The following is a 23551-nucleotide window of genomic DNA, read 5'->3' as shown; positions in this document are numbered from 1 at the left end:
ATAATCTGGAGGGGTTAGGTCGGATGACTCATCGTTGGGAGCTTGCATGGGCAGCCTGGATGGACTGGTCGCCGTGGTGACGGGAGCGGGCCGCGGTATCGGCCGGGAGCACGCGTTGCTCCTGGCGGCGGAGGGCGCGGCCGTCGTGGTCAACGACCTGGGCGGCGCCGCCGACGGGACCGGGGCGGAGCGGTCGCCCGCCGAGCAGGTGGCCGATGAGATCCGGGCGGCCGGCGGGCGCGCCGTGGCCAATGCCGACGACGTCGCCGACTCGGCCGGAGCCGCCCGCGTCGCGGAGACGGCGCTGCGGGAGTTCGAGCGCCTGGACGTGCTCGTCAACAACGCCGGCATCCTGCGGGACCGCGTCCTGGTCAACCTCAGTGACGAGGATTGGGACCGGGTGGTCCGGGTCAACCTCCGCGGCACGTTCCTGACGACGCGGGCCGCGGCCGCGCACTGGCGGGAGCGGAGCAAGGCCGGTGAGCAGGTCCGCGCCTCGGTGGTCAACACGTCCAGCGAGTCGGGCGTGTTCGGCAACCCGGGGCAGGCCAACTACGCGGCGGCCAAGGCCGCCGTCGCCTCGCTCACCCAGGTGGCGTCCAAGGAGCTGGCCCGCTACGGCGTGCGGGTCAACGCGATCCTCCCGCAGGCGCGGACCCGTCTCACCGAGGGTGCGTTCGGCGACGCGCTGGCCGGTCGCGAGGGCGAGTTCGACCGCTGGGACCCGGCCAACGTGTCCCCGTTCGTGGCCTACCTCGCCGGACCGTCCACGGAGATCACCGGCGAGGTGTTCATCGTCGGCGGCAGCCGGGTGCAGCGGGTCCGGCCGTGGGAGCGCGATCCGGGCTGGAAGCTGCAGACCGAAGGCCGCTGGACCGTGGCGGACCTGGAGAAGGCGGTCGCCGGCGCGGGCGTTCCGCGGGGTGAGAAGTGGACCGCCAACCCCTCCAAGGCGGCCCGATGACCGCGGTGACGGGGGACGCCGCCGCGGGCGAGGCGCGGATGCCCGAGGCGGTGATCGACGAGGCGATGATCGAGTCGATGCGCGCCAAGATCGGGGTCGAGCTGCGCATCGCGCACTCGGTCAACAACGAGGAGGCGACCCGGATCGCGGTCGCCAAGTTCGCCGGCGGGATCGGCGACGTCAACCCGCTGTGGACCGACGCCGAGCGAGGTGAGCGCTCCGACTACGCGGGCCCGGTCGCGCCGCCCTCGTTCGTCATCGGCTGCTTCTCGGGCATCCAGTTCGGCTGGCCGGGGCTCGGCTCGTTCCACTCGTCGACCGACATGGATCTGCTGGCGCCGGTGTACTGGTACGACACGATCACGGCGCGGTGCCGCTACGACGGGTTCACCGGGCCGCGTCCGTCCTCGTTCGCCGGCCGGATGGTGACCGACCACTTCACCAACACCTACGTCAACCAGCATGGCGAGGCGGTCGCGGAGATCCGCTGGCAGGTGGTGAACTACGAGCGGGCCGCCGCCCGCGCCACGAGGAGCGGCCGCAAGGCGGCGCCGACCGTGCCGCACCCGTGGACCCCGGAAGAACTCGCCGAGGTGGAGCGGCGGGTCCTGGCGGAGCGGCCGCGCGGCGACGAGCCGCTGTGGTGGGAGGAGGTGAAGGTCGGCGATCCCGTCGCCACCCTGACCAAGGGGCCGATCGGGCTCACCGACGAGGTCGCCTTCATCGCGGGCGGCGGCACGCCGATCCCGAGGCTGAAGGCGCACGCCGCGGCGCTGGCCGACTACGCCGACCATCACGCCTGGGCCTTCCGCGACCCGGTGACCGGGGCGCAGGAACCGATCTACGCCGTGCACTACAACCAGGCGGCGGCCAACGCGATGGGCGTGGCCTACCAGTACGACGTCGGCTTCCAGCGGCAGTGCTGGCAGATCCAGCTGATGACGCACTGGATCGGCGACTCCGGCTGGGTCAAGCACCTGAGCGCGCAGTACCGCGGTTTCGTCTACCTGTCCGACGTCCTGGAACTCGGCGGAGAGGTGACCGGCAAGGAGATCGACGCGGCCGGCGAGCACGTCGTCCACGTGCGGACGTTCGCGCGCAACCAGCGAGGCGACGACGTGATGCCGGGGACGGCCACCGTGGCGCTGCCCAGCCGCGAGGCGGACCGGAGCCCCGTCGCCCGGCGGGCACGGAGCACGCGATGACCGCGATGCTGCTCACCGAGGAACGCGCCGGCCTGCGCGACGTGGTGCGACGCTGCCTGGAGCGCAGCGCGGGGCCGCGCCCGTACCTGTCCGGCGAGGCCGGCGGGCGGGGACCGCACGATGCGGAGCTCTGGCGGCTGCTGGCGGACGAGGTGGGCGTGCCGGGCCTGATCGTGGCGGAGGAGTCCGGAGGCGCCGGCGCGACGTTCGCGGATCTGGCGGTGGTGGCGGGGGAACTGGGCCGGACCTTGGCGCCCGTGCCCTTCTTCTCCACCGTCGCGCTCGCCACGACCGCGTTGCTGGTGCAGGACGGCGAGGGACCGGCCGCCGAATTGCTGGCGCGGATCGCCCGAGGCGCCACAGCGACCCTCGCGTGGTGCGAGGACGACGGCTCCTGGGACCTCTCGTCGCCCGCCACCGCGGCTCACCAGGACGGCGATCGGTGGACCCTGACCGGCCGCAAGCTCCTGGTCGTCGACGCGGTCACCGCGGACCTGCTGCTGGTGGCCGCCCGCACCGAGGAGGGGCCGGGCCTGTTCGCGGTCGAGCGCGAGGCGGCGGGGCTGGTGCGGGAGGCGGCGTCGACCCTGGACCTGACCCGCGCCCTCGGGACGGTGGCCTTCGATGCCGCCCAGGCCCGGCCGGTCGGCCTGGGGCCGGGCGTGGCGCGGCGGCTCGGGACGGCGCTGGACCTGGCGATCGTCCTGCTGGCCGCCGAGCAGGTGGAGGCCGCCCAGGCCCGGCTGGACGATGCCGTCGCCTACGCCAAGCAGCGCGTCCAGTTCGGCCGGCCGATCGGCGGCTTCCAGGCGATCAAGCACACGCTGGTGGACGTGCTGCTCAAGGTGGAGATGGCTCGTTCGGCCGGGCATGCCGCGGCCGATGCCGCCGACGACTACCTCGCGGACCCGGGCGAGCGGACCGCGCACCGGCTGGCCGCCGCCGCGTCCGTGGCCAAGGCGATGTGCTCGGAGGCGTTCATGCACGCCGCCGAGGAGACGCTGCACGTGTGCGGGGGGATCGGGTTCACCTGGGAGCACGACGCGCACCTGTACTACCGCCGGGCGAAGTCGACCGAGCTGTTCCTCGGTACCCCGGACCAGCACCGCGACCGGCTCGCCGGGCACGCGGGACTCCGTGCGGGCCGCCGATGAGCGACGTGCTGATCGATCGCGCGGACGGGGTCGTCACCCTGACCCTGAACCGGCCCGCCCGCAAGAACGCCATCACCGTCCCGCTGGTCGAAGAGATGATCGCCGCTCTCGAGGACGTGGCGCGCACTCCCGACGACAGGGCGGTCGTGCTCACCGGCAGCGGCGGAGCGTTCTGCTCGGGCATGGACCTGGCCGCGCCGATCCGCCCGGACGTCCTGACGTTCATGAACCGGGTCGGCCGGCTCTGCGTCCTGCTGCACGATCTGCCGCGCCCGACGATCGCGAAGGTCGCCGGCCCGGCCATGGGGTTCGGGTGCAGCCTCGCCTTCTGCTGCGATCTGGTGGTGGCGGGCGAGGGCGCGGTGTTCGGCGAGGTCTTCGCCCAGCGCGGGATCGCGCTCGACGGCGGCGCCTCGTGGACGCTGCCGCGGCTCGTCGGCCTGTCCCGCGCCAAGGAGATCGCCTTCTTCGGCGAGGTCCTTCCCGCCGCCGAGGCGCAACGGCTGGGACTGGTCAACCGGGTGGTGCCCGACGCCGGCCTGGACGCCTTCGTCGCCGACTGGGCGGGGCGGCTCGCCGACGGCCCGACCCTCGCGCTGTCGATGATGAAAAGCGCGCTGAACACCTCGTTCGAGACCGGATTCCAGCGGGCCGTCGACGGTGAGGCGCTGAACCAGACCGTGGCGTTCGGGACGGCGGAGGCCAAGGAGGCCGCTCGCGCGTTCAAGGAGCGCCGTCAGCCCCGTTTTCGGGGTGCATGAGGAACAGACCTCATTGTTCACCTCACCGACATGGTGCCTTCGCGAGATGGACATCACACGCCACGAAGTAATAATCTAGGGATAGAAAGTTCATCCCTAGAGTAAACGGGAGGGCGTCATGTCGGAGCTGGTCCTGCTGCAGGCCGCACGACTCAAGGGCCGCCTCGACGCCGAGGCGGCGGCGGCCTGCGCCGGCATGGACCCGGCGGCCGCGCAGGCGGGTCTCGACGCGCTGGTGGACGCCGGTGACGCCAAGGCGGTCGGCGGCGGTGTGCGGATCACTCCGCAGGGGCGCGAACGGCTCGACGCCCTGCTCGCCGAGGAGAGGGCCACCGTCGACCAGCCGGCGCTCACCGGCCTCTACGAGGAGTTCGACGCCTTCAACGGCGAACTGAAGGCCATCGTCACCGACTGGCAGATGGTGGACGAGCAGACGCCCAACGCCCACACCGACAGGGCCTACGACCAGGCCGTCATCTCCCGGCTGGCCGACCTGCACGGCCGCTTCGCCCCCCTCATGGCCCGCATCGCGGCCGCGGCCCCCCGGCTCGCGCCCTACCCCGAGCGGTTCGCCGCGGCGATCGGGAAGGTCAGGGAGGGCGACCACGCGTTCGTGGCCCGTCCCATCGCCGACAGCTACCACACCGTGTGGTTCGAGCTGCACGAGGAGCTGATCGGGCTGCTCGGCCTGAGCCGGGCCGCCGAGGCCGCCGCCGGGCGCGCGGTCTGACCACCGACGATCTCGACAGGGACGACAAGGAGCGCCGAGGATGACCCTGCTGTGGATGGGTGAGCACGACCGTCTCGACCGCGAACTGGTGGGCGGCAAGGCCCACAGCCTCAACCTGATGCGCTTGCTCGGACTGCCGGTGCCGCCCGCCTTCGTGCTGACGACCGAGGTCTGCGCCCGGTTCTACGCCGCGGGAGGCGAGCTCGACGCCGAGGTCGTCGCCGAGGTCCGCGACGCCGTCCGCACCCTCGAGACCAAGGCGGGCAGGAGATTCGGGGACACCGAGGCGCCGCTGCTGGTCTCCGTGCGCTCCGGAGCCGCGCGCAGCATGCCGGGGATGATGGACACCGTCCTCAACCTCGGCGTGAACGCGCGGGTGGAGCGGGCCCTCGCCGACCTCACGGGCGACGGCGCCTATGCCGCCGACACCCACCGCCGGTTCCGGGAGCAGTTCGAACGCGTGGTCGGCACTCCGGCTCCCGACGACCCCTGGGAACAGCTCACCGCCGCGATCGCCGCCGTGTTCCGGTCATGGACCTCGTCCCGCGCCGTCGCCTACCGCCGCCACCACGGAATTCCGGACGACGGGGGCACCTCGGTCACCGTGCAGGCGATGGTGTTCGGCAACCTCGACGACGACTCGGGCACCGGCGTCCTGTTCTCCCGCAACCCGCTGACCGGTGATCCCGCGCCCTACGGGGAGTGGCTTCCCCGCGGCCAGGGCGAGGACGTGGTCTCGGGGCGGCACGACCCGCTCGGACTCGACGCACTGGCCGGCCGGCTTCCGGACGTCCACGCCGAGCTGCTCTCCGCCGCACGCCGGCTGGAGGAGGTCGGCAAGGACGTCCAGGACATCGAGTTCACGGTCGAGTCCGGCCGGCTGTGGCTCCTGCAGAGCCGGTCCGCCAAGCGCTCGCCGGACGCCGCCGTGCGGCTGGCCGTGGCGCTGCACGAGGCGGGAGCCCTGACCGTGGACGAGGCGCTGCGCACGGTCGCCCCCGAGCAGGTAGAGGCGGTCTGCCGGCCCCGCGTCGACCCCGAGGCGAAGGCGCGGGCGACCCTGCTCGCACGAGGCGAACCCGCCTGCCCCGGCGTCGGCGCCGGCCGCGTCGTGCTCGATGTCGAGGAGGCCGAAGAGCTCGCGGAGAGCGGCGTGGACGTGGTGCTCGCCCGTCCCACCACCGACCCCGACGATGTCGCCGGCATGGTCGTCTCCACCGCGATCCTGACCGAGATCGGCGGTTCCACCTCCCACGCCGCCGTCGTGAGCCGCGAACTCGGCACGCCCTGCGTCGTCGGATGCGGGACCGGGACGCTGGGCGCCCTGGCCGGGCGCCAGGTCACCGTGGACGGGATGACCGGGGAGGTGTTCGAGGGGATCCTGCGCCTCGCGCCCTCCAGCGAGGCCGACGACCCGGCGCTGGCGACCCTGGGCCGGTGGGCGCGCGAACGCGCGGGGGACGCCGGCGGGCCGCTGCCCGAGGTGTTCGCCGCCGCCCGCCGCGCCATCGGCCAGACCCCGATCGCGGCACTGTCCACACCGTGACCGGCTCGCACCCGCCCCGCCCGGAACCGGAGGCCGCGGGCCCCCTGGTCGGCCTGCGCGTGGTGGAGATGGGCGGAATCGGCCCCGGCCCGTTCGCCGCGATGCTCCTCGCCGACATGGGCGCCGACGTCGTCCGGATCGACCGGCCGGGCCCGGCCGACGACGAGCGCACCACCATGGCGGACGTGATGCGGCGCGGTCGGCGCTCCGTCGTGCTCGATCTCGCCCGGCCCGCGGCCGCCGGCGCGCTGCTCGACCTCGCCGGCGAGGCTGCTCGGCCTGCCCGGGCATCTGGCCAAGCGCCCGCCGCCCGACAAGTGGACCGAACTGCGGTCGGAGATCGCCGCCGTGTTCGCCACCCGCACCCGCGCGGAGTGGGAGGAGGTCTTCGCGGGCGGCGATGCCTGTGCGGCGCCGGTGCAGAGCCTCAAAGAGGCGGCGGAGCATCCGCATCTCGCGGGGCGCGGCACCTTCGTCGACGTGGCCGGGATACGCCAGCCCGCACCCGCACCGCGGTTCGGCCGGACGCCCGGTGCCGTCCAGCGGCCGCCCGCCCGCCCCGGCGAGCACACGCGCGAAGTGCTGACCGGCTGGGGCGTGCGGAACGCCGACGCGTTGATCGCGGACGGAGCCGCCGTCCAGCGATGACCGCGCCCGCGTCCTTCGACCGGGCGATGAGTGAACGGAGAGGACTTGCATGGCCATCAATCCCGACAGCCTCGGGGCGACATCCGGCCCCCGGCAGGTGAGCTGGACGGACCGGGACACGTTGCTGTACGCGCTCGGCGTCGGAGCCGGCGCCGACGAGCTGTCGCTGGTGACGGAGAACTCCCACGGGGTGACGCAGCAGGTGCTGCCGACCTTCGCCGTGATCGTGGCGGCGGGCTTCGACGTGCTGCCCAAGGTGGGCAAGGTGAACTGGGGAGCGCTGCTGCACGGGGCCCAGGAGGTCCGTGTGCACCGGCCGCTGCCTCCGCAGGGCACGCTGTCGGTCGTCGCCGAGATCAGCGACCTGCAGGACAAGGGGGAGGGCCGGAACGCGATCGTGACCCTCACCGGGCGAGGAAGCGATCCCGAGACCGGCGCCCTGGTGGCCGAGACCGTGACCACGCTCGTCCTGCGGGGACAGGGCGGATTCGGCGGAAGCCCGGGGACCCGGGCGAAGCCGGCGGGGATCCCCGACCGCGCGCCGGACGAGGAGGTCAGCGCGGCGACCGACGAACGCCAGCCGCTCATCTACCGGCTCTCCGGAGACCGCAATCCGCTGCACAGCGACCCGTGGTTCGCCCGGAACAAGGCGGGCTTCCCCGGGCCGATCCTGCACGGCCTGTGCACCTACGGTGTGGCCGGGCGGTTGCTCGTCCGCGCGCTGTGCGACGGCGACACCTCCAAGATCGCCGGCATCGCCGCCCGCTTCACCGCCCCGGTCTTCCCCGGGGACCGGCTCAGCACGTCGATCTGGCGGACGGGCGACGGCTCCGCGGTGTTCCGGACCTCCGCCGTCGGCCCCGATGGCACCGACCGCGGTGTCGTGCTCGACGAGGGACGAGTGGAACTCGGAGGACGGCCATGACGATCTCAGACCCGCTGCCGGAGGCCAGAGCGAGCTGGGGGCTGCTGGCCGAGCGCGCCGCGTCCGAGCCGGATCCGCGCCGCCGCGCGAATCTGGAGGTGGTGGCCCGGCACGTCGAGGAGGAGGTCCGCGGTGACGTGCCGGCGTTGATGGCCACGCTCGTTGCCCAGCCCCGGTACGAGATCTGGGGCGCGTCCGCATCGACGGGCCCGAAGGGATACGACGCGGTCGTCAAGTGGTACGAGGACTCCATCGCCATAGGCAAGAACCGCCTGGAGTTCGAGATCGCCCGTGTCGCCGTGGACGGCGCCACCGTCGTCACCGAAGGCGTGTTCCGGCACGCCTACACGGGTGCGGTCCTCGCCGGGAAGGCGACCCGGGGCACGGCGGAGCTGGAGGAACACGCCTGGTACGCGGTCGAGTACCGGGCGCTGGTGGTGTGGCCGATCAGCCGGGAGGGCCTGATCGAGGGCGAGCACGTCTACGTCGGCGAGCCGCCGCGCGTCCTGCGGAGGCTGTCCGCCGGAGAATGCCCGCACCTCGGGCCCGTAGACCGGGCTTGAGCCGGGACCGCACCAGCGTTTTCTCTATGTTCAAATAGCTGACAATTAGAGTTATTTGCTCGACGAGCACCCGTTTCCCGACGTGGACCATAGTCGGTGCATCGACGAGCGGAAGAGGTTCCGAGTTGAAGCAGGCGCGTTTGGTGGATGAGCGGGCGAACGGCCTTCGGCGCCGGCGACCGGGACGCGGCGGAAGGCTCGCGGTCGCGGGACTCGCGGCCGCCGTTCTGGCGGCGGCCCCGGCGAGCGCGAGCGCGGGCGGCGACCGCGGCCATCATGCGGGCCCCGACCTCCGCGCCCTGGCGGGCAAGCGCATCCTCCTCGCCAACGACGACTCCGTGCAGGCGGCGCGACCCGACGGTGCCGACGGCCGCGGCCTGTACGCCCTCCGCAAGGCGCTGTGCGAGGCGAAGGCCGACGTCGTCGTGGTCGGACCGTGGGCCCAGCAGAGCGGCCGCAGCCGTGCCAGCGCCTCGTCGCCCCAGGTCACCGTCGCGCCCCCGGCGGCGGTGCCCGCGCAGTACGCGCAGGACTGCTCGACCGCGCCCTCCGGGGGCCCGGTCGTCGGCGTCTGCCAGGGCGCCGGCCAGTGCGCGCCGTCGTCCGCGTCGGTCACCCCCGCCGACGCCGTCGACCTGGCGCTGGGCGCCTACCTCCCGCAGCGGATCGGCTGGACGCACGGCCCCGACCTGGTCCTCACCGGGATCAACTCGGGGGCGAACACCGACCTGTCGGTGAACCTCTCCGGCACCGTCGGGGCGGCGGTGGCCGCCGTCGAGCACGGGGTGCCCGCGGTGGCCGTCAGCGCGGGCACCCGCGCGACGAGCGTGCCCTCTGACACGAGCTATCAGGTCGCCGCGCGCTACGCGACGCGGGTCGCCGCGCGGTTGTTCGCGCGCAAGGCGACCGGAAGGCTCGCCCGGGAGCGCCTGATCATCAACATCAACTGCCCGGACGTCACGGCCGGCGTCGATCCCACCCCCCGCTGGACGCATGTCGGCCGAGTCGCGGTCGACCGCTTCTCCTACACGGCCACCGGTGAGAACGGTTACCGGCTCGGCTACGGAGCGGTCCAGCCGGCTCCCGGCCTCGATCCGCACAGTGACACGGCGACGCTGGCCGGCGGCCACATCAGCATCGGCGCGGTGACCGTGGACCGCGACGGCTCCGGCGCCGCCGGGTGGGCACGGGCCGTCACCATGACCGGCTGACCGCACCCCTAGTCCGCGGTCCCGTCAGGCGGTCTCCGGGCCGTCCGGACCGCCGAAGCCTTCGCGGTACGGACCGGCCAGGTGGCCGCCGTCGACCACGAAGGAGGCGCCCGTGCAGAAGGAGGCCTCGGCCGAGGCCAGGAACACGACGACGTTGGCGACCTCCTCAGGTCGCCCGAGCCGCGGGATCGCCTGGCGCCGCATGTAGCGTTCGTATCGCGCGAGCGTGGCGGCGGGCGCGTGCCGCAGGCCGGGCGTGTCGATGAAGCCGGGGTGGACGGCGTTGACGCGGACTCCCGCCCGGCCCGCCTCCAGCGCCGCGGAACGCGTCAGGCCGGCCACCGCGAACTTCGTGGCCACGTAGGAGGACATCCCGGCCACACCCGCCAGGCCGTTGATCGAGGAGATGTTGACGATGCTCCCGCCTCCTCGGCGTTTCAGGACGGGCAGGGCGGCCTGCATCCCCAGCCAGACGCCGTCGAGGTTGGTGGCCTGGACGTGCTTGTAGTCGTCCCAGGCCGTGTCCTCCAGTGTGCTGATCGGCGCGCTCAGTCCGGCGTTGTTCACGAGGACGCTGAGGCCGCCCCAGGCCTGCTCGCAGCGGTCGATCGCCTGCGCCCAGTCGTCCGCCCGGGTGACGTCCATGTGGACGTACTGGGCGGTCGTGCCCAGTTCCTCCGCCAGCCGCGCTCCGGCCTCGTCGTTGATGTCGGCCAGAAGCACATTGGCGCCTTCCCGCGCGAAGGCGCGTGCCTGCGCCTCGCCTAGGCCGGACGCGGCCCCGGTGAGCAGCGCCACCTCGCCGTCAAGGCGTCCAGCCATCCCTCTGCACCTCAATCCGTATCCGGTCCGCCGGGACCGGCCTGTTCAGATGGTGCACTTGATACTAGTGCAATATATTATTGAGAGCTAGAGTATGGTCTCTCGGACCACCGCTCGGGGTGGCCGCTCTGGAGGCTGAAGCCGATGACCGTTTTCGGGATCTCCCTGCTGCGGGTCCATCCGCGGCACTGGAGGAGCGTGACCGAGGAGGCGGAGCGGCTGGGATACGAATCGGTGTGGCTGTCGGAGCACCTGGTCCTGCCCGCGGAGTTCGACGGGTCCCGGTATCCGGATGGGCGCCCGCCGATCCGCACGGAGACGCCGCTGTTCGACGTGATGGTCTTCCTTGCCGCACTCGCGGCGAGGACGACCACGCTCCGGCTGGGCACCTACATCTACCAGCTCGCCCTTCGGTCGCCTTTCGTCGCGGCCAGGGCCGCGACGACTCTGGACGTCGTCTCCGACGGGCGCCTGGAGCTGGGTGTCGGAGCCGGCTGGATGGAGGAGGAGTGGACGGCGGCGGGCGTGCCGTTCACCGGCCGCGGGCGTCGTCTCGAGGAGGCGATCGAGGTGTGCCGGAGGCTGTGGAGCGAGCCGGTGATCGAGCACCATGGCGAGTTCTTCGATTTCCCGCCGGTGGCCTTCGAACCCAAGCCCGTCCAGCGTCCGCTGCCCGTGCACGTCGGTGGTGAGTCCGCAGCGGCGCTGCGCCGGGCCGCGGGCATGGCCGACGGCTGGATCGGGATGCACCACTCGCCGGAAAGCGTCGCCCCTGTGCTCGGGGCCCTCAGGCAGGCGGAGGCGGCCGCGGGACGCCGGACGCGCTTGACGACCACGGTCGCCGCGCACCCGGGGCCGGGCATCGATGCGGCCGGGTGGCGGGCGACCGGAGTGGATCGGGTTCTGGTGTCGCCCTGGAGCCGGTCTTCAGAGGCGATCGAGGGAATGCGGCGGTTCGCCGGAGAGTGCATGGCCTGAAGCCCAGATGCTGGAGGTTGACGATGTATCCGGGACGGTACGCCCGAAGCAAGCCGGACCACCCCGCGATGATCATGGGAGAGAGCGGCGCGCGGATGACCTACGCCGAACTCGACCGCCGCTCCGTCCAATTGGCGCGGTGGTTCGACGCGCAGGGGCTCGCGGCGGACGCCACCGTCGCCGTGATATGCGAGAACCGCGTGGAATGGGCCGAGATGATCTGGGCCGTCACACGTTCGGGACGCTGCTGCGCACCGGTCAACCGGAACCTCGGCCCGGCGGAGACGGCCGAGGTGCTCCGCGCGGCCGGGGCGAGCGCCGCGCTGATCAGCCGGAGCCGGGCGGACGCCCTGGGCGAGACGCTGGGCGGGGTGCCCGGTCTGCGCCGGACGCTGGTCATCGACGGGGACGGCGGGGGTGCTCGCGACGCCGCGGGCGGCTACCAGGCGGAGGTCGCCGCCATGCCCGCCGATCCCCTGCCGCGCGAGCGCCTGGGCGGACGGATGATGTTCAGTTCCGGTACGACCGGGACCCCCAAGGGGATAAGGCATGCCGGCGCCGACGTCCACCCCGACGAAGCACCGCCCCACCTGGGCGGCTACACCGATCTGTTCGCGCTGGACGGGGACACGGTGTACCTCTCGCCCGCGCCGATCTACCACACCGCGCCGTTCCGGTTCGTGCTCGCCGTGACCCAGCTCGGCGGCACGGTGGTGTGCCTGGAACGGTTCGACGCGGTGCGCGCGCTCGAGGCGATCGAGAAGTACCGGGTCACCCACGCCCAGTTCGTGCCGACGATGCTCCGGCGCCTGGTCCGGCTGCCGGACGAGGTCAAGCGGCGGTACGACCTGTCGAGCCTCCGGGTGGCGATCACCGGCGCCGCGACCTGCCCGCCGGAGCTGAAACTGCAGATCATGGACTGGTGGGGCCCGGTGCTGCACGAGCTGTACGGCGCCTCCGAGAGCTACGGCAACTGCCATATCGGGCCGGCCGAGATGGCGCGCCGTCCGGCATCGGTCGGCCGGGCGCTGCGCGGCACGATCCACATCACCGGCGAGGACGGTGCCGAACTCGCGGCGGGGCGGGTCGGAACGGTGTGGTTCGAGGGAACCCAGCGGTTCGAGTACCGGGGCGACGCCGCCAAGACGCGGGACTCGGTGCACCCGCGCGGCTGGCGCACCGTCGGCGACATGGGGTACCTGGACGAGGACGGCTACCTCTACATCACCGGCCGCCGCGACCACATGATCATCTCTGGCGGGGTCAACATCCAGCCGCAGGAGGCGGAGGACGTTCTGGCCGGGCACCCCGGGGTCGAGGACGCCGCCGTGATCGGCGTCCCGGACGACGAGTACGGGGCGGTCGTCAAGGCCGTGGTCGTCGCGGCAGGCGATGCCGCGCCGCGCGAGGAACTGGCCGCGGAGCTGATCGGCTACTGCAGGGACCGGTTGGCGCACTACAAATGCCCGCGCTCGGTCGATTTCGTCGACTCGTTGCCGCGGGGCGAGAACGGCAAGCTGTACAAGAACAGGCTCCTCGAGCGCTATGTCTCCTAGGAGCGGGCGGGGCGGGAGGGCGGCGGCCCGCACCGCGGTCTCATTTCCATGGCAACGGCCCTCGACAGGCGGCCACGTTTGGGGGAGAAGGTCATGACGCAGGCTGACCACCCGATTTCGAAGACCCTGCTCGCAGCCGTCGTCCGTACCGTGTCCGAGCGTCGTCTCGAGCCGGCCTTGCGGTGGCGGGCCGGTGCCGGGTATTCGACGATGAACTGGCAGGAGTACCTCGACCGGTCGCTCGCCGCCGCTGCCGGGCTGCGGCGGCTCGGTGTGGACCGGGGTGATCGCGTCCTGCTGCTGTCGGGCAACCGGCCCGAGTTCCACGTGATGGACCTCGCCTGCATGCTGCTCGGCGCCATCCCGATCTCGGTGTACAACTCGCCCTCGATCCCCGCGCTGGCCCACGTCGTGGACCACAGTGCGGCCACGACGTTCCTCGTGGAGAACAGAACGTTCCACGAACGTGTGCTGGCGGCGGCCGAGACCCTCGGCCTTCAGCCGACGGTCATAGGGCTCGACACCGGGGACGATTCGGGTGCGATCCCGTTCGAGGCGCTCACCGGGTCCGCGCGCCTCGATCTCGACGAGGCCGTCCGCGCGGTGGGGCCGGACGACGTCGCGACGGTCATCTACACCTCGGGAACGTCGGGCCGCCCCAAGGGAGTCCCGTTGAGGCATCGGAACCTGGTCTTCTCGGCCACCGCGCTGGCCCGGCGGATCGCGGAGCCCCTGTCCGGGATGCGGCAGGTGTCCTATCTGCCGATGGCCCACATCGGTGAGCGGCTGGCGACCCACTACCTGCATCTGGCCGCCGGCACGCTGGTGACCTGCTGCCCGACCCTCGCCGAACTGGACGACGTCATCGCCGACATCCGTCCCCAGTTCCTCTTCGGCGCCCCGCGCCTGTGGGAGCGGCTGCGCGACGCGGTGATCGCCGAAGCGGGCGGCGCGGGCGGGGACGCGGTCTCGCAGGTGCTGGCCCGGCGCGGGCTGGCCGACCTGTCGGTCGCGATCACGGGCTCCGCGCCGATGCCCCCGCACGTGCATCGGTTCTGGCTGGACCAGGGCGTACCGCTCGCCGACTGCTACGGGCAGACGGAGAGCGGCGGCGTGGGCACCTGGGATCCGCACGACATCGCCATCGGCACCTGCGGCAAAGCGTTCGACGGTGTCGAGGTCAAGGTCCTCGAGGACGGGGAGATCGCGGTCCGCGGCCCGGCCGTCTTCAGCGGCTATCTCCACGATCCGGACAAGACCGCCGAAGTGCTCGATGCCGACGGCTGGTACCGGACCGGGGACCTCGGACGCCTGGACACCGCCGGAAACCTGTCCGTCGTCGGCCGCAAGAACGAGATGCTCGTACCGACTTCGGGCCACAACGTCAGCCCCATCGGCATCGAGTCGAGTCTGCGGCAGCTGCCGTGCGTGGCCCACGCTGTGGTGGTCGGGCATGGCCGTCCCTACCTCACCGCATTGCTGACCGTGGACGCGGCGGCGTGCGAACAGTGGGCGGCGGAGCGCGGCCTGGCCGCCGATCCCCTTCCGCCGGAGCTTCGGGCCGAGATCGAGGCCGGGGTGAAGACCATCAACGATCGGCTGCCGGGCGCCGAGCGGATCCGCGCGTACCGCCTCATCACCGAAATGTGGGACATGGGGAGCGACGTGCTGACCGCCTCGGGCAAGTTGCGGCGCCGCGGGGTCACCGAGCGGTACGCCGAAGTGATCGACGAGATGTACGGCCCGGGACGGTAGCGGCCGGCGTCACGCTCCGCGGGGAGGGGTCCTCACCGGCGCGGCTCGAAGCGCGCGGGTGAGGGCCTCGATGCGGTCGCGCCACATCCGCTTGCTCACCGCGGCCCGCCACAGCAGCGTCGAGCCGTGGAAGGTCCCGGCATAGTGGTGGATCTCGGTGCTCACACCGGCGGCGAGCAGCCGCTGACCGTAGATCAGCCCTTCGTCCCGCAAGGGATCGAACTCGCAGATCGCGATCGCCGCCGGCGGTAGCCCGGCGAGGTCCTCGGCCCGAGCCGGCGCGGCGTAGCGCAGACCGTCGGCGTCGCCCAGCTTCGTACCGCCGGCCAGGTAGTACCGCCAGCTGAGCTCGGCGGCGCCGCGGTGCCACAGGGGTGTGTCGACGAACCGGGTCATGGACGCGGTCCGCAGCCGGTCGTCCAGTACGGGAATGCCCAGGAACTGGAAACTGATCGGCGGCCCCTGGTGGTCGCGCGCGTACAGGCACAGGCCCGCGGCGAGGGCCCCGCCCGCGCTGTCACCGACGACCGCGACCCTCCCCGGATCGATGCCCAGGCCGTCGGCGTGATCGTGCATCCAGCTCAGCGCCGCCAGGCAGTCCAGAAACGCCGCCGGGAACGGATGCTCGGGCGCGAGCCGGTAGTGGACCGCGACGACGACCGCGCCCAGTTCGGTGACCAGCCGGCAGCATTCGCGAGCGTATCCGCGATGCGCGCCGACGACGAAGCCGCCGCCGTGGATCGCCAGCACCGCCGACCGCCGTGGTCCGGGGGCGGACGGCCGGTAGACGGACAGGACGGCCGGCGGCCCGCCGCGGACGGCCGGGGCCGTCTGCGTCGAGGCCGTGACGGCGCCCCGGTACTGATCCGGAAGGTCGATGGCGGTGGTGGGCGCGTCGTGCGCCCGGGCCGCGGCGAGGTCGGCGAGATCGGTGACCGGGAGGCCGGCCACCGACGCGGCCAGCTCGGGATCGAACGCGTATGCCACGTGCTCCTCACGCTTTCATCCGGTAGGTGATCGCAACGGTGCGGTCGAGGTGGCGCCCTCGCCCCTGACCTCTGGTTCCGCCGGCCGGGTGCCGACGGGATCAGAGGTGGAGATGGAGCTCGTCCGGCCCGTACTTCTCCATGGATCTGCGAATGACGTTCTTGGCGTACTTGCCTGTCGCGGTGCGCGGGATCTCCGGTACGACGACGGCTTGCGTAGGGCACTTGTAGCCGGCCAGATGCTCGCGGCACCACGCGATGACGGCGGCCGGCGCGACGTCCGCGGATTCGTCGCACACGACGACGGCGACGGGTGTCTCGCCCCAGCGCTCGTGCGGCCGGGCCACGACGCATGCCTCGCGCACCCCGGGATGCCGCAGGATGACGTTCTCCAGTTCCGCCGCGTGGATGTTCTCGCCGCCGGAGATGATGACGTCCTTGAGCCGCCCCCGCAGGAACAGATATCCCTCCGCGTCCATGTAGCCGATATCGCCGGTGCGCAGCCAGCATCCGGAGTCGATCGTCCGCGCCGTCAGATCGGGGTCGTCCCAGTAGCCCGCCATGAGGCCCGGCGTCCGTACGACGATCTCGCCTTCGACGCCGGCGGGCACGGGCGCCGCCGTGCCCAAGTCCCGGATCTGGACTGTGATGCCCTCGATCGCGCGGCCGGAGGACAAGAGCCGCTCCGCGTTCCGGCCGTCCAGGTACTCGGGCAGCAGTTCCTGGTGGCTCACACCGCCGCCCGCCTCCGTCAACCCGTAGAAGGCGATGACACGGCAGCCGAACTCCGAGAACGCCGCCCGCAGGAAGGCCTCGGGCACCGGGGCGCCTCCGCAGGTGACCGTCCGCAGCGTCGAGCAGTCGCGCGGCCGTGCGCGGTGCGACTGCAGCATTCCTTGCAGGACGGCCGGGACGACGTTGATGTGGGTGCCGCCGAACCGCTCGACGGCATCCATGATCTCGTCCGCGTCGGGCCGCCTCAGCAGGACCGCGCTACCGCCGTTGATGGTGCTGCTCAGCATCCAGGAGATGGCGCCGACGTGGAAGAGGGGGAGCGGGACGAGGCCCACCGACCGCTCGTCGAAGCCCCAGACGCCCGAGGCGGCCGGGAGGAACGTGGTGACGGCCTCGTGGCGGATCATGACGCCCTTCGGCTTCCCCGTGGAGCCGGATGTGTAGGTGATGCAGAAGATGTGGTGGTCGCGCGGTGCGACGGACTCCTCGGCCCGTTCCCGCCACCCTTCATAGGTGTCCTGCCCGGCGTCCCGGGCACCGTCGTCCCCGCCCGTGGTCATCACCGCCACGCCGCTCAGCCCGGCGGCGGCCACGGCTTCGCGGGCCGTCCGGGCGAGGTCGCGGTGGGCGATGACCAGTCTCGGCCGGGCCGACCGCAGGACCTGGGCGTGCTCGGCCACGGTGAGGCGCGCGTTCATCGGCACGAGGACCGTCCCGCTGTGGGCGCAGGCGAGCAGCAGCTCCACGACCTCGATGCTGTTCCAGTCCAGCACCGCGATGCGATCACCGACGTCCAGTCCGGAGCCCGCGATCGCCGCCGCGCTCCGCAGCCAGCCGCGGCGGAGTTCCGCGAAAGTGCGCCGTCGCGCGCCGTCGATCAGCGCCACGGCGTCCGGTCTCACCGCGACGTGATGCTCGACGGGACCGAGGATCGACCCGGGCCGGTGCCCGTCGCGACTCGTCACCAAAGGGTCCGGCATTGCCGTCTCCATCCGCTCGGGGCTGCGGCGTACATCGGGAGCAGGCGTCGACTGTACCTCCGGAAAACTCCAGCACACAACTATTCAACGATGAAGAACATCCGGAGCCTGGGCATGCGAACACGGCGGCCGTACTGGCTGGACGGGCGAGAGTATGCTTGGGATTAAGACTATTGAGTGATAGACAAGGTCTAGCCTCGGAACACCTTCGAGCGAGCTGGTGGAGGCGACACGCCCGGAGCCGTCAGGGTCGGGAACCGCCGGCCGGTTGCGAGGGAGGCCGATGTGCGAGTCCGTGCGCGAGCTGCATGAGAGTCTCACGCTCGAGCGCCGCGAGCCGCTCGTCGTCCAATGGCTCGTCGAACAGCCACTCGTCGAAGGCGACCAGCCCCAGCAGCGTCGCCACGGAGATCGCGGTGGTCAGCCTGACGTCGACGTTCGCGAAGCCGTAGTGCTCGACATCGCCCTCGGTCACGCCGATCAGCGAGCTGAAGACCGGCGCGATCGGGGACGCGCTCGCCTCGTCCATTCGCAGGTCGGGGTCCTCCGCGAAGCTGCTGACGGTGAGCAGCGCCATGATCTTGCGTCGCTCGGTGCGCAGCGTGGCGAGGAGCCTGCTGAAGAACTCCCGCGACGGCCTGCTCGGATCGAAGGACCGAGCCAGGGCGTCGAGTTCGGCGGCGAACGGCTCCATCACCGCCTGCCGGAACAGGCCCGACTTGTTGCCGAAATGACGGAAGATCAGCGTCTCGGACGCCCCGGCCCGGTGCGCGATCTCCCGGGTGGTCGTGCTCTTGTAGCCCTTCTCCTCGAACACCTCGGCCGCGGCCTTGACGATGATGTCGCGGATCGTTCCGGGGGAGCGTCGGCGAGACGAACCCTCGGCAGGTGTGGCCTTGTCCCGCCCTGCGCTTGTCGGCATGGGTCCGAGACTAGCCCTTTCACGCCGGAGGACCGGCGGCCCGTTGAGGCCCCGAATCCATGCACACCCCACATCACGAGAGGAATCACGCCATGTCACACAGCGGCGACGTCCAGGGAAAGAAGGTCCTGATCACCGGGGCCGCGGGGCCGGGGATCGGCGCGGCCTGCGCACGGCTGTTCGCCGAGGCCGGCGCGACCGTCGTGCTCACGGACCGCAGCGAGACGCGGACCCCCGCCGCGGCGAGGGACCTCGCGGCGGCGACGGGCGCGACGGTGGTGCCGGCGGTGATCGATGTCGGCCGGGAGGAGAGCGTCCGAGTGGGGGTGGCGGCGGCCGTCGAAGCGGTGGGCCCCCTCGACGTCCTGGTCAACAACGCCGCCTTCACCGACCTCTCGCCGCTGGTCGAGACCAGCACCCGCTCGTGGGAGAAGGTCCTGAACGTGTGCTTGACCGGCACCTTCTTCATGATGCGCGCCTGCCTTCCGGCGATGATCGAGCGTCGCGCCGGTTCGGTGATCAACATCGCCTCGGTCAACGCCTGGACGGGACCGGCAGACGGCACCGCGTCCTACTCGGCGGCCAAGGCGGGCGTGCTCGGGCTGACGAGGGCGGCGGCATCGGAGTGCGGACCGCACAACGTGCGGATCAACGCCGTCGCACCGGGCTTCGTCCCCAACCCCGGCATCGAGTCCCTCTTCGGCTCCGACTACGTCCGCGAGACCTCGCAGAAGGCGGCACTGCGACGTGCGGCGACCCCCGAGGAGATCGCCGAGGCGGTGCTGTTCCTCGGCAGCGACCGGAGCAGCTATGTCACGGGCGAAGCGATCTGCGTGGCGGGCGGGCTCTACTACCACGCGTGACAAACTCCGCCGGCCCGCCTATGGTGTAAGCACTTACTACACAGGTGGAGGTACCTGATGGACTTCGGTCTCTTCTACGAGGTGCAGGTCGCCAGCCCGTTCAAGCACCGCGACCGGGAGCGGCAGGCGTTCCACGACGTCATGGACCAGGCGGTGCACGCGGAGCAGGCCGGATTCGAATCGTTCTGGACCGTCGAGCACCACTTCCAGCCGGGGTTCTCCCACTCGTCGGCCCCGGAGGTCCTCTACGGTGCGATCTCGCAGCGCACGTCCGCCCTCCGCATAGGGCACGGGGTCGCCCTGCTGCCCTACCCGTACAACCACCCCGTCCGCGTGGCGGAGCGGGCGGCGACCCTCGACATCCTCAGCAACGGGCGGGTCGAGCTCGGGACCGGCAAGTCGATCACGCTGACGGAGCTCGGCGGCTTCGGCATCCCCTACGACGAGACGTCGGCGATGTGGCAGGAGGCGCTCGAGGTCATCACCGCGATCTGGAAGAGCGAGACGGGCACGTTCTCCCACAGCGGCAAGTACTTCGACATTCCCGAGCGGACGGTCGTGCCCATGCCGGTCCAGGACCCCCATCCGCCGATCTGGTCGGCGTGCACGAGCCTGAAGTCGCACGTCGAGGCGGGGGAGAAGGGGCTCGGGCTGCTCACCTTCACCGTGCTCGTCCGGCCTGAGGAGGTCGGCCGCCGGGTCAGGGCCTACCGGGAGGCCGTCGCCAGAGCCGAGCCGATGGGGGCGGCCGTGAACGACAAGGCGGCCACGTTCACCCTCGTGCACTGCGCCGACACCGACGAGCAGGCGCGCGAGGAGGCGGAGGCGGGCTTCATGTCCTACGTGCAGGCCCAGATCTCCTCGAGCGCGCCCGTGCTCGAGGCGCGCAAGAGCGGACGGCGCCCCGAGGAGATCGACGCCGACGAGGGCTTCCAGGTCACCGACTTCGAAGGCATCGACCCTCGCGACGTCGATCTGCAGTACCTCATCGACAACGGCATGTGCGTCGTCGGGAGCCCGGACACCTGCGTCAAGCAGATCGAACGCCTCCAGCGGGAGGCGGACCTGGACAAGCTGCTCTGCATGATGCAGTTCTGGTCGCTGCCGCACGACCGCACGATGCATGCCATCGAGCTGCTCGGAAAGCACGTCATCCCGTGTTTCGCGTAGGCGCCGGATCGGGTCGTGGCGTCGGCCGCCACGACCCGTGGGCGATTCCCGATGGCGAGCCGTCCCAGCGGGTGGACGCCGCCACGTTCCGCGCGGCGCTCAGCAGGTTCGCCAGCGGCGTGGTGATCGTCTCGACCCGCGCCGGCGACGGCCGGGCGCACGGCTTCACGGCCACGGCCTTCACCTCGGTCTCGGCGGATCCCCCGCTCGTGCTGACATGCCTGGACACCACGGCGCGCTGTCATGCCGTGTTCGAGCGCGCCGACCTGTTCGCCATCGATGTGCTCCGGCCGCACCACTGGCCTCTGGCGAAGCGGTTCGCCTCGAAGGTCGACGACAAGTTCGGCGCCGACTTCGGCGCCGACGCCTGGGGCCTGCCTCGCCTGCCGGACGCCCTCACGCACCTGTCATGCAGGACGGCCGAACGCATCACGGCGGGAGATCACACGGTGCTGTTCGGTCTGGTGATGGACGCCGATGTCGACGAGGGCGAGCCGACGGTCTTCTTCGACCGGGCGGCTCGGCGGATAGCCGGCTCCCTGACGTGAGCGCGCCGCCGCTGGACCTCCTTCGACTCTGACTCTGCTTCGACTCCGACCCGGGCCGGCCTGAGCCGGCCCGGGCTGTGTCGTCACCGCCGGATGAAAAGTACATATATGGAGAAAGTTGGGCATATGTCGCCCTGAGGTGACCGCTCCCGGCCGGTCGCCACACCCCTCGATATCCCGGTTCGCCTGCTCTGATGGCCGCTCCCGCGGGCAGGACGGACACGATTCGATAAACTCTAGTGATCAACTATTGAGAACTAGACAAGCTGTCCTTAGATTTCACGCCACGTCAGGACTGTCCACCGAGGAGGCGTGAGTCCTGTGAGAATCACCCCAGGTAGAACGATCCGAACGGGCGCCGCCGCGCTCGCGCTCATCACCCTCTCGGCCTGTGGCGGCGGGGGGACGGGCAAAGCCGACAGCCACGGTCCCTTCAGGGTGCTGGCCGTGCTTCCGCTGTCGGGGGCACTGGCCGAACAGGCCAAGCTCCAGATGAGCGGCCTGCAGGCGGCCGCGGACGACCTCAACGGCCGTGGCGGCATCGGCGGCCGCAAGATCGAGATCGCCTCGGTCGATGACAAGCTCAACCCGACCGAGGCGGTGTCCCGGCTCCAGTCGCGGCTCAACGGGAGCGAGCGGCCCGACTACGTCCTGGCCGGGGCGACCAGCAACGAGACGCTCGCCATGCTGCCCGCCCTGACGAACGCGCGAGTGCTCTCCGGCACCACCGCGTCGGACAGGTCCATGGACGACCCGAAGAAGTACCCCTACCACTTCGGTTACCAGTCGGCGAACGACCAGAACTACGCCTCGGCCGTGCGCTTCATGAAGACCCGCGGCGTCCGCACCCTCGCGTTCATCGCCTCCAACGACGCGCTGGGCACCTACAACCGGTCGGCGATCGAGAACGCGGTGAAGGGCACCGGTATCAAGCTCGTGGCCCAGAGCTACGACAGCAAGGCGACCGACCTCACGGCTCCGCTGGACGCCCTGCGGAGCGCGAGGCCGGACCTGCTCCTCGCCTCCGGATACGGCCCCGCGGTCGGCTACATCCTCGACGCGCGCCAGAAGCTGAACTGGTCGGTGCCGGTCATCGGCGACTCCGGTTTCGCCGGCTCGAACCCCGCCTCGCTGGTGGATTCCTCGGCGCTGAAGGACGTCCTGATCCAGACGTTCAAGGTCGCCGCGCTATCGGAACGCGGGTCGTGGCAGCCCGCCACCGAACGCATGGTCAAGGCCGTCGCCGCCAAGGGCCCCGTCAAGCAGATCATCACCCTGGCGGCCGAGCCCTACGACGCGCTCCAGGTGCTGGGCGTCGCGGCCGAGCAGGCGGGCGGCACCGATCCCGCGGACCTCAAGAAGGCCATGGAGTCGCTGAAGCGGCCGAGTCCCGTCCCGTGGACCACCTACGCCGCCTACGCCTACAGCACCAAGGCGCATTTCCCGGTGGTCAACGACTCCGACTTCTCCTACCTGCCGGCCTCGGTGCTCGTCCAGGGGCAGTTCGAGGCGAGCAGTTGAGCCAGGCGCGGGAGACGGGCCCGGCCGGCCCGGTGAGATCGACCCGCCGCCGGAGAGCGGTGCGGCGGGGCCGCGAAGAGGAGGTGAGCCGATGACCGTCCTGTGGGCGGGACTGACCATGGGGTCCGTCTACACGCTCGTTGCGCTCACCTACAACATGACCCTCGTCCTTACCGGAGTGCTCAACTTCGCGACCGCCCAGTTCTTCACGGTGGGGGCCTTCACGGCGTATGCCGGTCTCACCCAGCATTCGCTGCCGCTGCCGGTGGTGCTGCTCATCGGAGCGGTGCTGGGCGGGCTCGTCGCCGTCGCCGAGGAACGCGTCGCCATCAGGCCGCTGCGGGGTCATGGCGGCCATACCGAGCTGGTCACCACGCTCGGGGTCTCGACCGTCATCGCGGGAGCGGCGATCGTCATCTGGGGTCCGGATCCCCTGCGGGTCACCGTCGTCCCCGAGAGGACGTGGACGGTCCTCGGCGGCCAGGTCCGGCCGAACGAGCTCCTGCTCATCGTCATCGCCGTCGTCGCGACCCTCGGGTTCCACGTCTGGACGCATCGATCGCGCCTCGGTCTGGCCGGCCTCGCCCGCACCGAGGACGAGGACGCCGCCGCGCTCCGCGGCATCGATGTGCGGCGGCTGTCGATGCTCGGGTTCGCGATCGCCGGGATCTTCGGAGGACTGGTCGGACCGGTGATGGCGCAGACGACCTACGCGGTCGCCACGATCGGACTCGTGCTGGCGCTCAAGGGGTTCGTCGCCATGGCCCTCGGCGGCGTCGGCAGCCACCTGGGCGCCCTCCTGGGCGGGACGGTGGTGGGGCTGGTCGAGGCCTTCTCGAACCGCCACCTCGGGAACGACTACGGCGACATCGCCGTCATCGTCATCCTCGCCCTCATCCTCCTCCTGCGGCCCACCGGGCTGCTGAGCAAGGGAGAGCCGCGTCTTGTCTAGCTCACTTCCCCACCTGGTGCCGAAGCGGGCTCTCCTGGCGCTCAGTGCGCGTTGGG

22 protein-coding genes and 1 pseudogene are annotated in these 23551 nt (G+C 71.5%); 19 read left to right on the top strand and 4 right to left on the bottom strand.

Features of this window, described 5'->3' with window-relative positions; genetic code table 11:
• The first annotated feature begins 46 nt into the window (after positions 1-46).
• From F8568_RS23055 to F8568_RS23010, 11 genes and pseudogenes are all read left to right on the top strand, one after another.
• Positions 47-964, top strand: a complete 918-nt coding sequence (locus tag F8568_RS23055; RefSeq protein WP_151595750.1) for an SDR family oxidoreductase — start codon at positions 47-49, stop codon at positions 962-964.
• Positions 961-2169 carry an FAS1-like dehydratase domain-containing protein gene (locus F8568_RS23050; RefSeq protein WP_202125245.1) on the top strand — a complete coding sequence of 403 codons (1209 nt, stop codon included), beginning with the start codon at positions 961-963 and terminating at the stop codon, positions 2167-2169. Before F8568_RS23055 ends, F8568_RS23050 begins: the two co-directional genes overlap by 4 nt.
• The gene (locus tag F8568_RS23045) at positions 2166-3323 is read left to right on the top strand and encodes an acyl-CoA dehydrogenase family protein (RefSeq protein ID WP_151595749.1); all 1158 of its coding nucleotides are present in this window, start codon (positions 2166-2168) and stop codon (positions 3321-3323) included. Before F8568_RS23050 ends, F8568_RS23045 begins: the two co-directional genes overlap by 4 nt.
• The gene (locus F8568_RS23040; protein ID WP_151595748.1) at positions 3320-4084 is read left to right on the top strand and encodes an enoyl-CoA hydratase/isomerase family protein; all 765 of its coding nucleotides are present in this window, start codon (positions 3320-3322) and stop codon (positions 4082-4084) included. Before F8568_RS23045 ends, F8568_RS23040 begins: the two co-directional genes overlap by 4 nt.
• Before the next feature lie 118 nt (positions 4085-4202).
• Positions 4203-4814 carry a hypothetical protein gene (locus F8568_RS23035; protein ID WP_151595747.1) on the top strand — a complete coding sequence of 204 codons (612 nt, stop codon included), beginning with the start codon at positions 4203-4205 and terminating at the stop codon, positions 4812-4814.
• 40 nt (positions 4815-4854) lie between these two features.
• On the top strand, positions 4855-6360 hold the full coding sequence (locus F8568_RS23030; RefSeq protein ID WP_151595746.1) for a pyruvate, phosphate dikinase: 1506 nt from the start codon (positions 4855-4857) through the stop codon (positions 6358-6360).
• 68 nt (positions 6361-6428) lie between these two features.
• Positions 6429-6572: pseudogene (locus tag F8568_RS50535) on the top strand (CoA transferase); the annotation flags it as partial.
• A gap of 136 nt (positions 6573-6708) precedes the next feature.
• Complete coding sequence (locus F8568_RS50530; RefSeq protein ID WP_328600987.1) at positions 6709-7008, top strand: CoA transferase; 300 nt, start codon at positions 6709-6711, stop codon at positions 7006-7008.
• Positions 7009-7057: 49 nt separating this feature from the next.
• Positions 7058-7933: a MaoC/PaaZ C-terminal domain-containing protein gene (locus F8568_RS23020; RefSeq protein ID WP_151595745.1), complete on the top strand. Its 876-nt coding sequence runs from the start codon at positions 7058-7060 to the stop codon at positions 7931-7933.
• Positions 7930-8496 carry a nuclear transport factor 2 family protein gene (locus F8568_RS23015; protein WP_151595744.1) on the top strand — a complete coding sequence of 189 codons (567 nt, stop codon included), beginning with the start codon at positions 7930-7932 and terminating at the stop codon, positions 8494-8496. Before F8568_RS23020 ends, F8568_RS23015 begins: the two co-directional genes overlap by 4 nt.
• A 143-nt stretch (positions 8497-8639) precedes the next feature.
• Positions 8640-9707, top strand: coding sequence for a 5'/3'-nucleotidase SurE (locus F8568_RS23010; protein ID WP_151595743.1), 1068 nt, complete (start codon positions 8640-8642; stop codon positions 9705-9707).
• 24 nt (positions 9708-9731) lie between these two features.
• Here the strand turns inward: F8568_RS23010 and F8568_RS23005 are convergent, their stop codons facing one another.
• Positions 9732-10529, bottom strand: coding sequence for an SDR family NAD(P)-dependent oxidoreductase (locus tag F8568_RS23005; RefSeq protein ID WP_151595742.1), 798 nt, complete (start codon positions 10527-10529; stop codon positions 9732-9734).
• A gap of 144 nt (positions 10530-10673) precedes the next feature.
• On the opposite strand from F8568_RS23005, the gene F8568_RS23000 reads away from it, so the two are divergent.
• The 3 genes from F8568_RS23000 (at position 10674) to F8568_RS22990 (ending at position 14818) form a co-directional block, all read left to right on the top strand.
• Complete coding sequence (locus tag F8568_RS23000; protein ID WP_151595741.1) at positions 10674-11507, top strand: TIGR03619 family F420-dependent LLM class oxidoreductase; 834 nt, start codon at positions 10674-10676, stop codon at positions 11505-11507.
• A gap of 23 nt (positions 11508-11530) precedes the next feature.
• Positions 11531-13063, top strand: coding sequence for an AMP-binding protein (locus F8568_RS22995; protein WP_151595740.1), 1533 nt, complete (start codon positions 11531-11533; stop codon positions 13061-13063).
• Between the two features lie 93 nt (positions 13064-13156).
• Positions 13157-14818, top strand: coding sequence for an AMP-dependent synthetase/ligase (locus F8568_RS22990; RefSeq protein WP_160573725.1), 1662 nt, complete (start codon positions 13157-13159; stop codon positions 14816-14818).
• A gap of 9 nt (positions 14819-14827) precedes the next feature.
• On the opposite strand, the gene F8568_RS22985 is transcribed toward F8568_RS22990, so the two are convergent.
• From F8568_RS22985 to F8568_RS22975, 3 genes are all read right to left on the bottom strand, one after another.
• Complete coding sequence (locus F8568_RS22985) at positions 14828-15805, bottom strand: alpha/beta hydrolase (RefSeq protein ID WP_151595738.1); 978 nt, start codon at positions 15803-15805, stop codon at positions 14828-14830.
• Positions 15806-15905: 100 nt separating this feature from the next.
• On the bottom strand, positions 15906-17519 hold the full coding sequence (locus tag F8568_RS22980) for a class I adenylate-forming enzyme family protein (RefSeq protein ID WP_160573724.1): 1614 nt from the start codon (positions 17517-17519) through the stop codon (positions 15906-15908).
• A gap of 244 nt (positions 17520-17763) precedes the next feature.
• Positions 17764-18441: a TetR/AcrR family transcriptional regulator gene (locus tag F8568_RS22975; protein WP_151595736.1), complete on the bottom strand. Its 678-nt coding sequence runs from the start codon at positions 18439-18441 to the stop codon at positions 17764-17766.
• 92 nt (positions 18442-18533) lie between these two features.
• Between F8568_RS22975 and F8568_RS22970 the strand changes: the two genes are divergently transcribed.
• From F8568_RS22970 to F8568_RS22950, 5 genes are all read left to right on the top strand, one after another.
• The gene (locus F8568_RS22970; protein ID WP_160573723.1) at positions 18534-19304 is read left to right on the top strand and encodes an SDR family NAD(P)-dependent oxidoreductase; all 771 of its coding nucleotides are present in this window, start codon (positions 18534-18536) and stop codon (positions 19302-19304) included.
• 57 nt (positions 19305-19361) lie between these two features.
• Positions 19362-20474: an LLM class flavin-dependent oxidoreductase gene (locus F8568_RS22965; RefSeq protein ID WP_151595734.1), complete on the top strand. Its 1113-nt coding sequence runs from the start codon at positions 19362-19364 to the stop codon at positions 20472-20474.
• 71 nt (positions 20475-20545) lie between these two features.
• A complete protein-coding gene (locus F8568_RS22960; RefSeq protein ID WP_151595733.1) occupies positions 20546-21022 on the top strand; it encodes a flavin reductase family protein in 477 nt (158 codons plus the stop codon).
• Between the two features lie 312 nt (positions 21023-21334).
• Positions 21335-22543, top strand: a complete 1209-nt coding sequence (locus tag F8568_RS22955) for an ABC transporter substrate-binding protein (RefSeq protein ID WP_160573722.1) — start codon at positions 21335-21337, stop codon at positions 22541-22543.
• A gap of 91 nt (positions 22544-22634) precedes the next feature.
• The gene (locus F8568_RS22950; RefSeq protein ID WP_151595731.1) at positions 22635-23495 is read left to right on the top strand and encodes a branched-chain amino acid ABC transporter permease; all 861 of its coding nucleotides are present in this window, start codon (positions 22635-22637) and stop codon (positions 23493-23495) included.
• Positions 23496-23551 lie beyond the last annotated feature (56 nt).

It is taken from the genome of Actinomadura physcomitrii, assembly GCF_008923205.2.
In the GTDB taxonomy this organism is placed as follows: domain Bacteria; phylum Actinomycetota; class Actinomycetes; order Streptosporangiales; family Streptosporangiaceae; genus Spirillospora; species Spirillospora physcomitrii.
The sequence above is the reverse complement of the archived record's forward strand: the minus strand, read 5'-3'. Positions and strand labels throughout refer to the sequence as shown.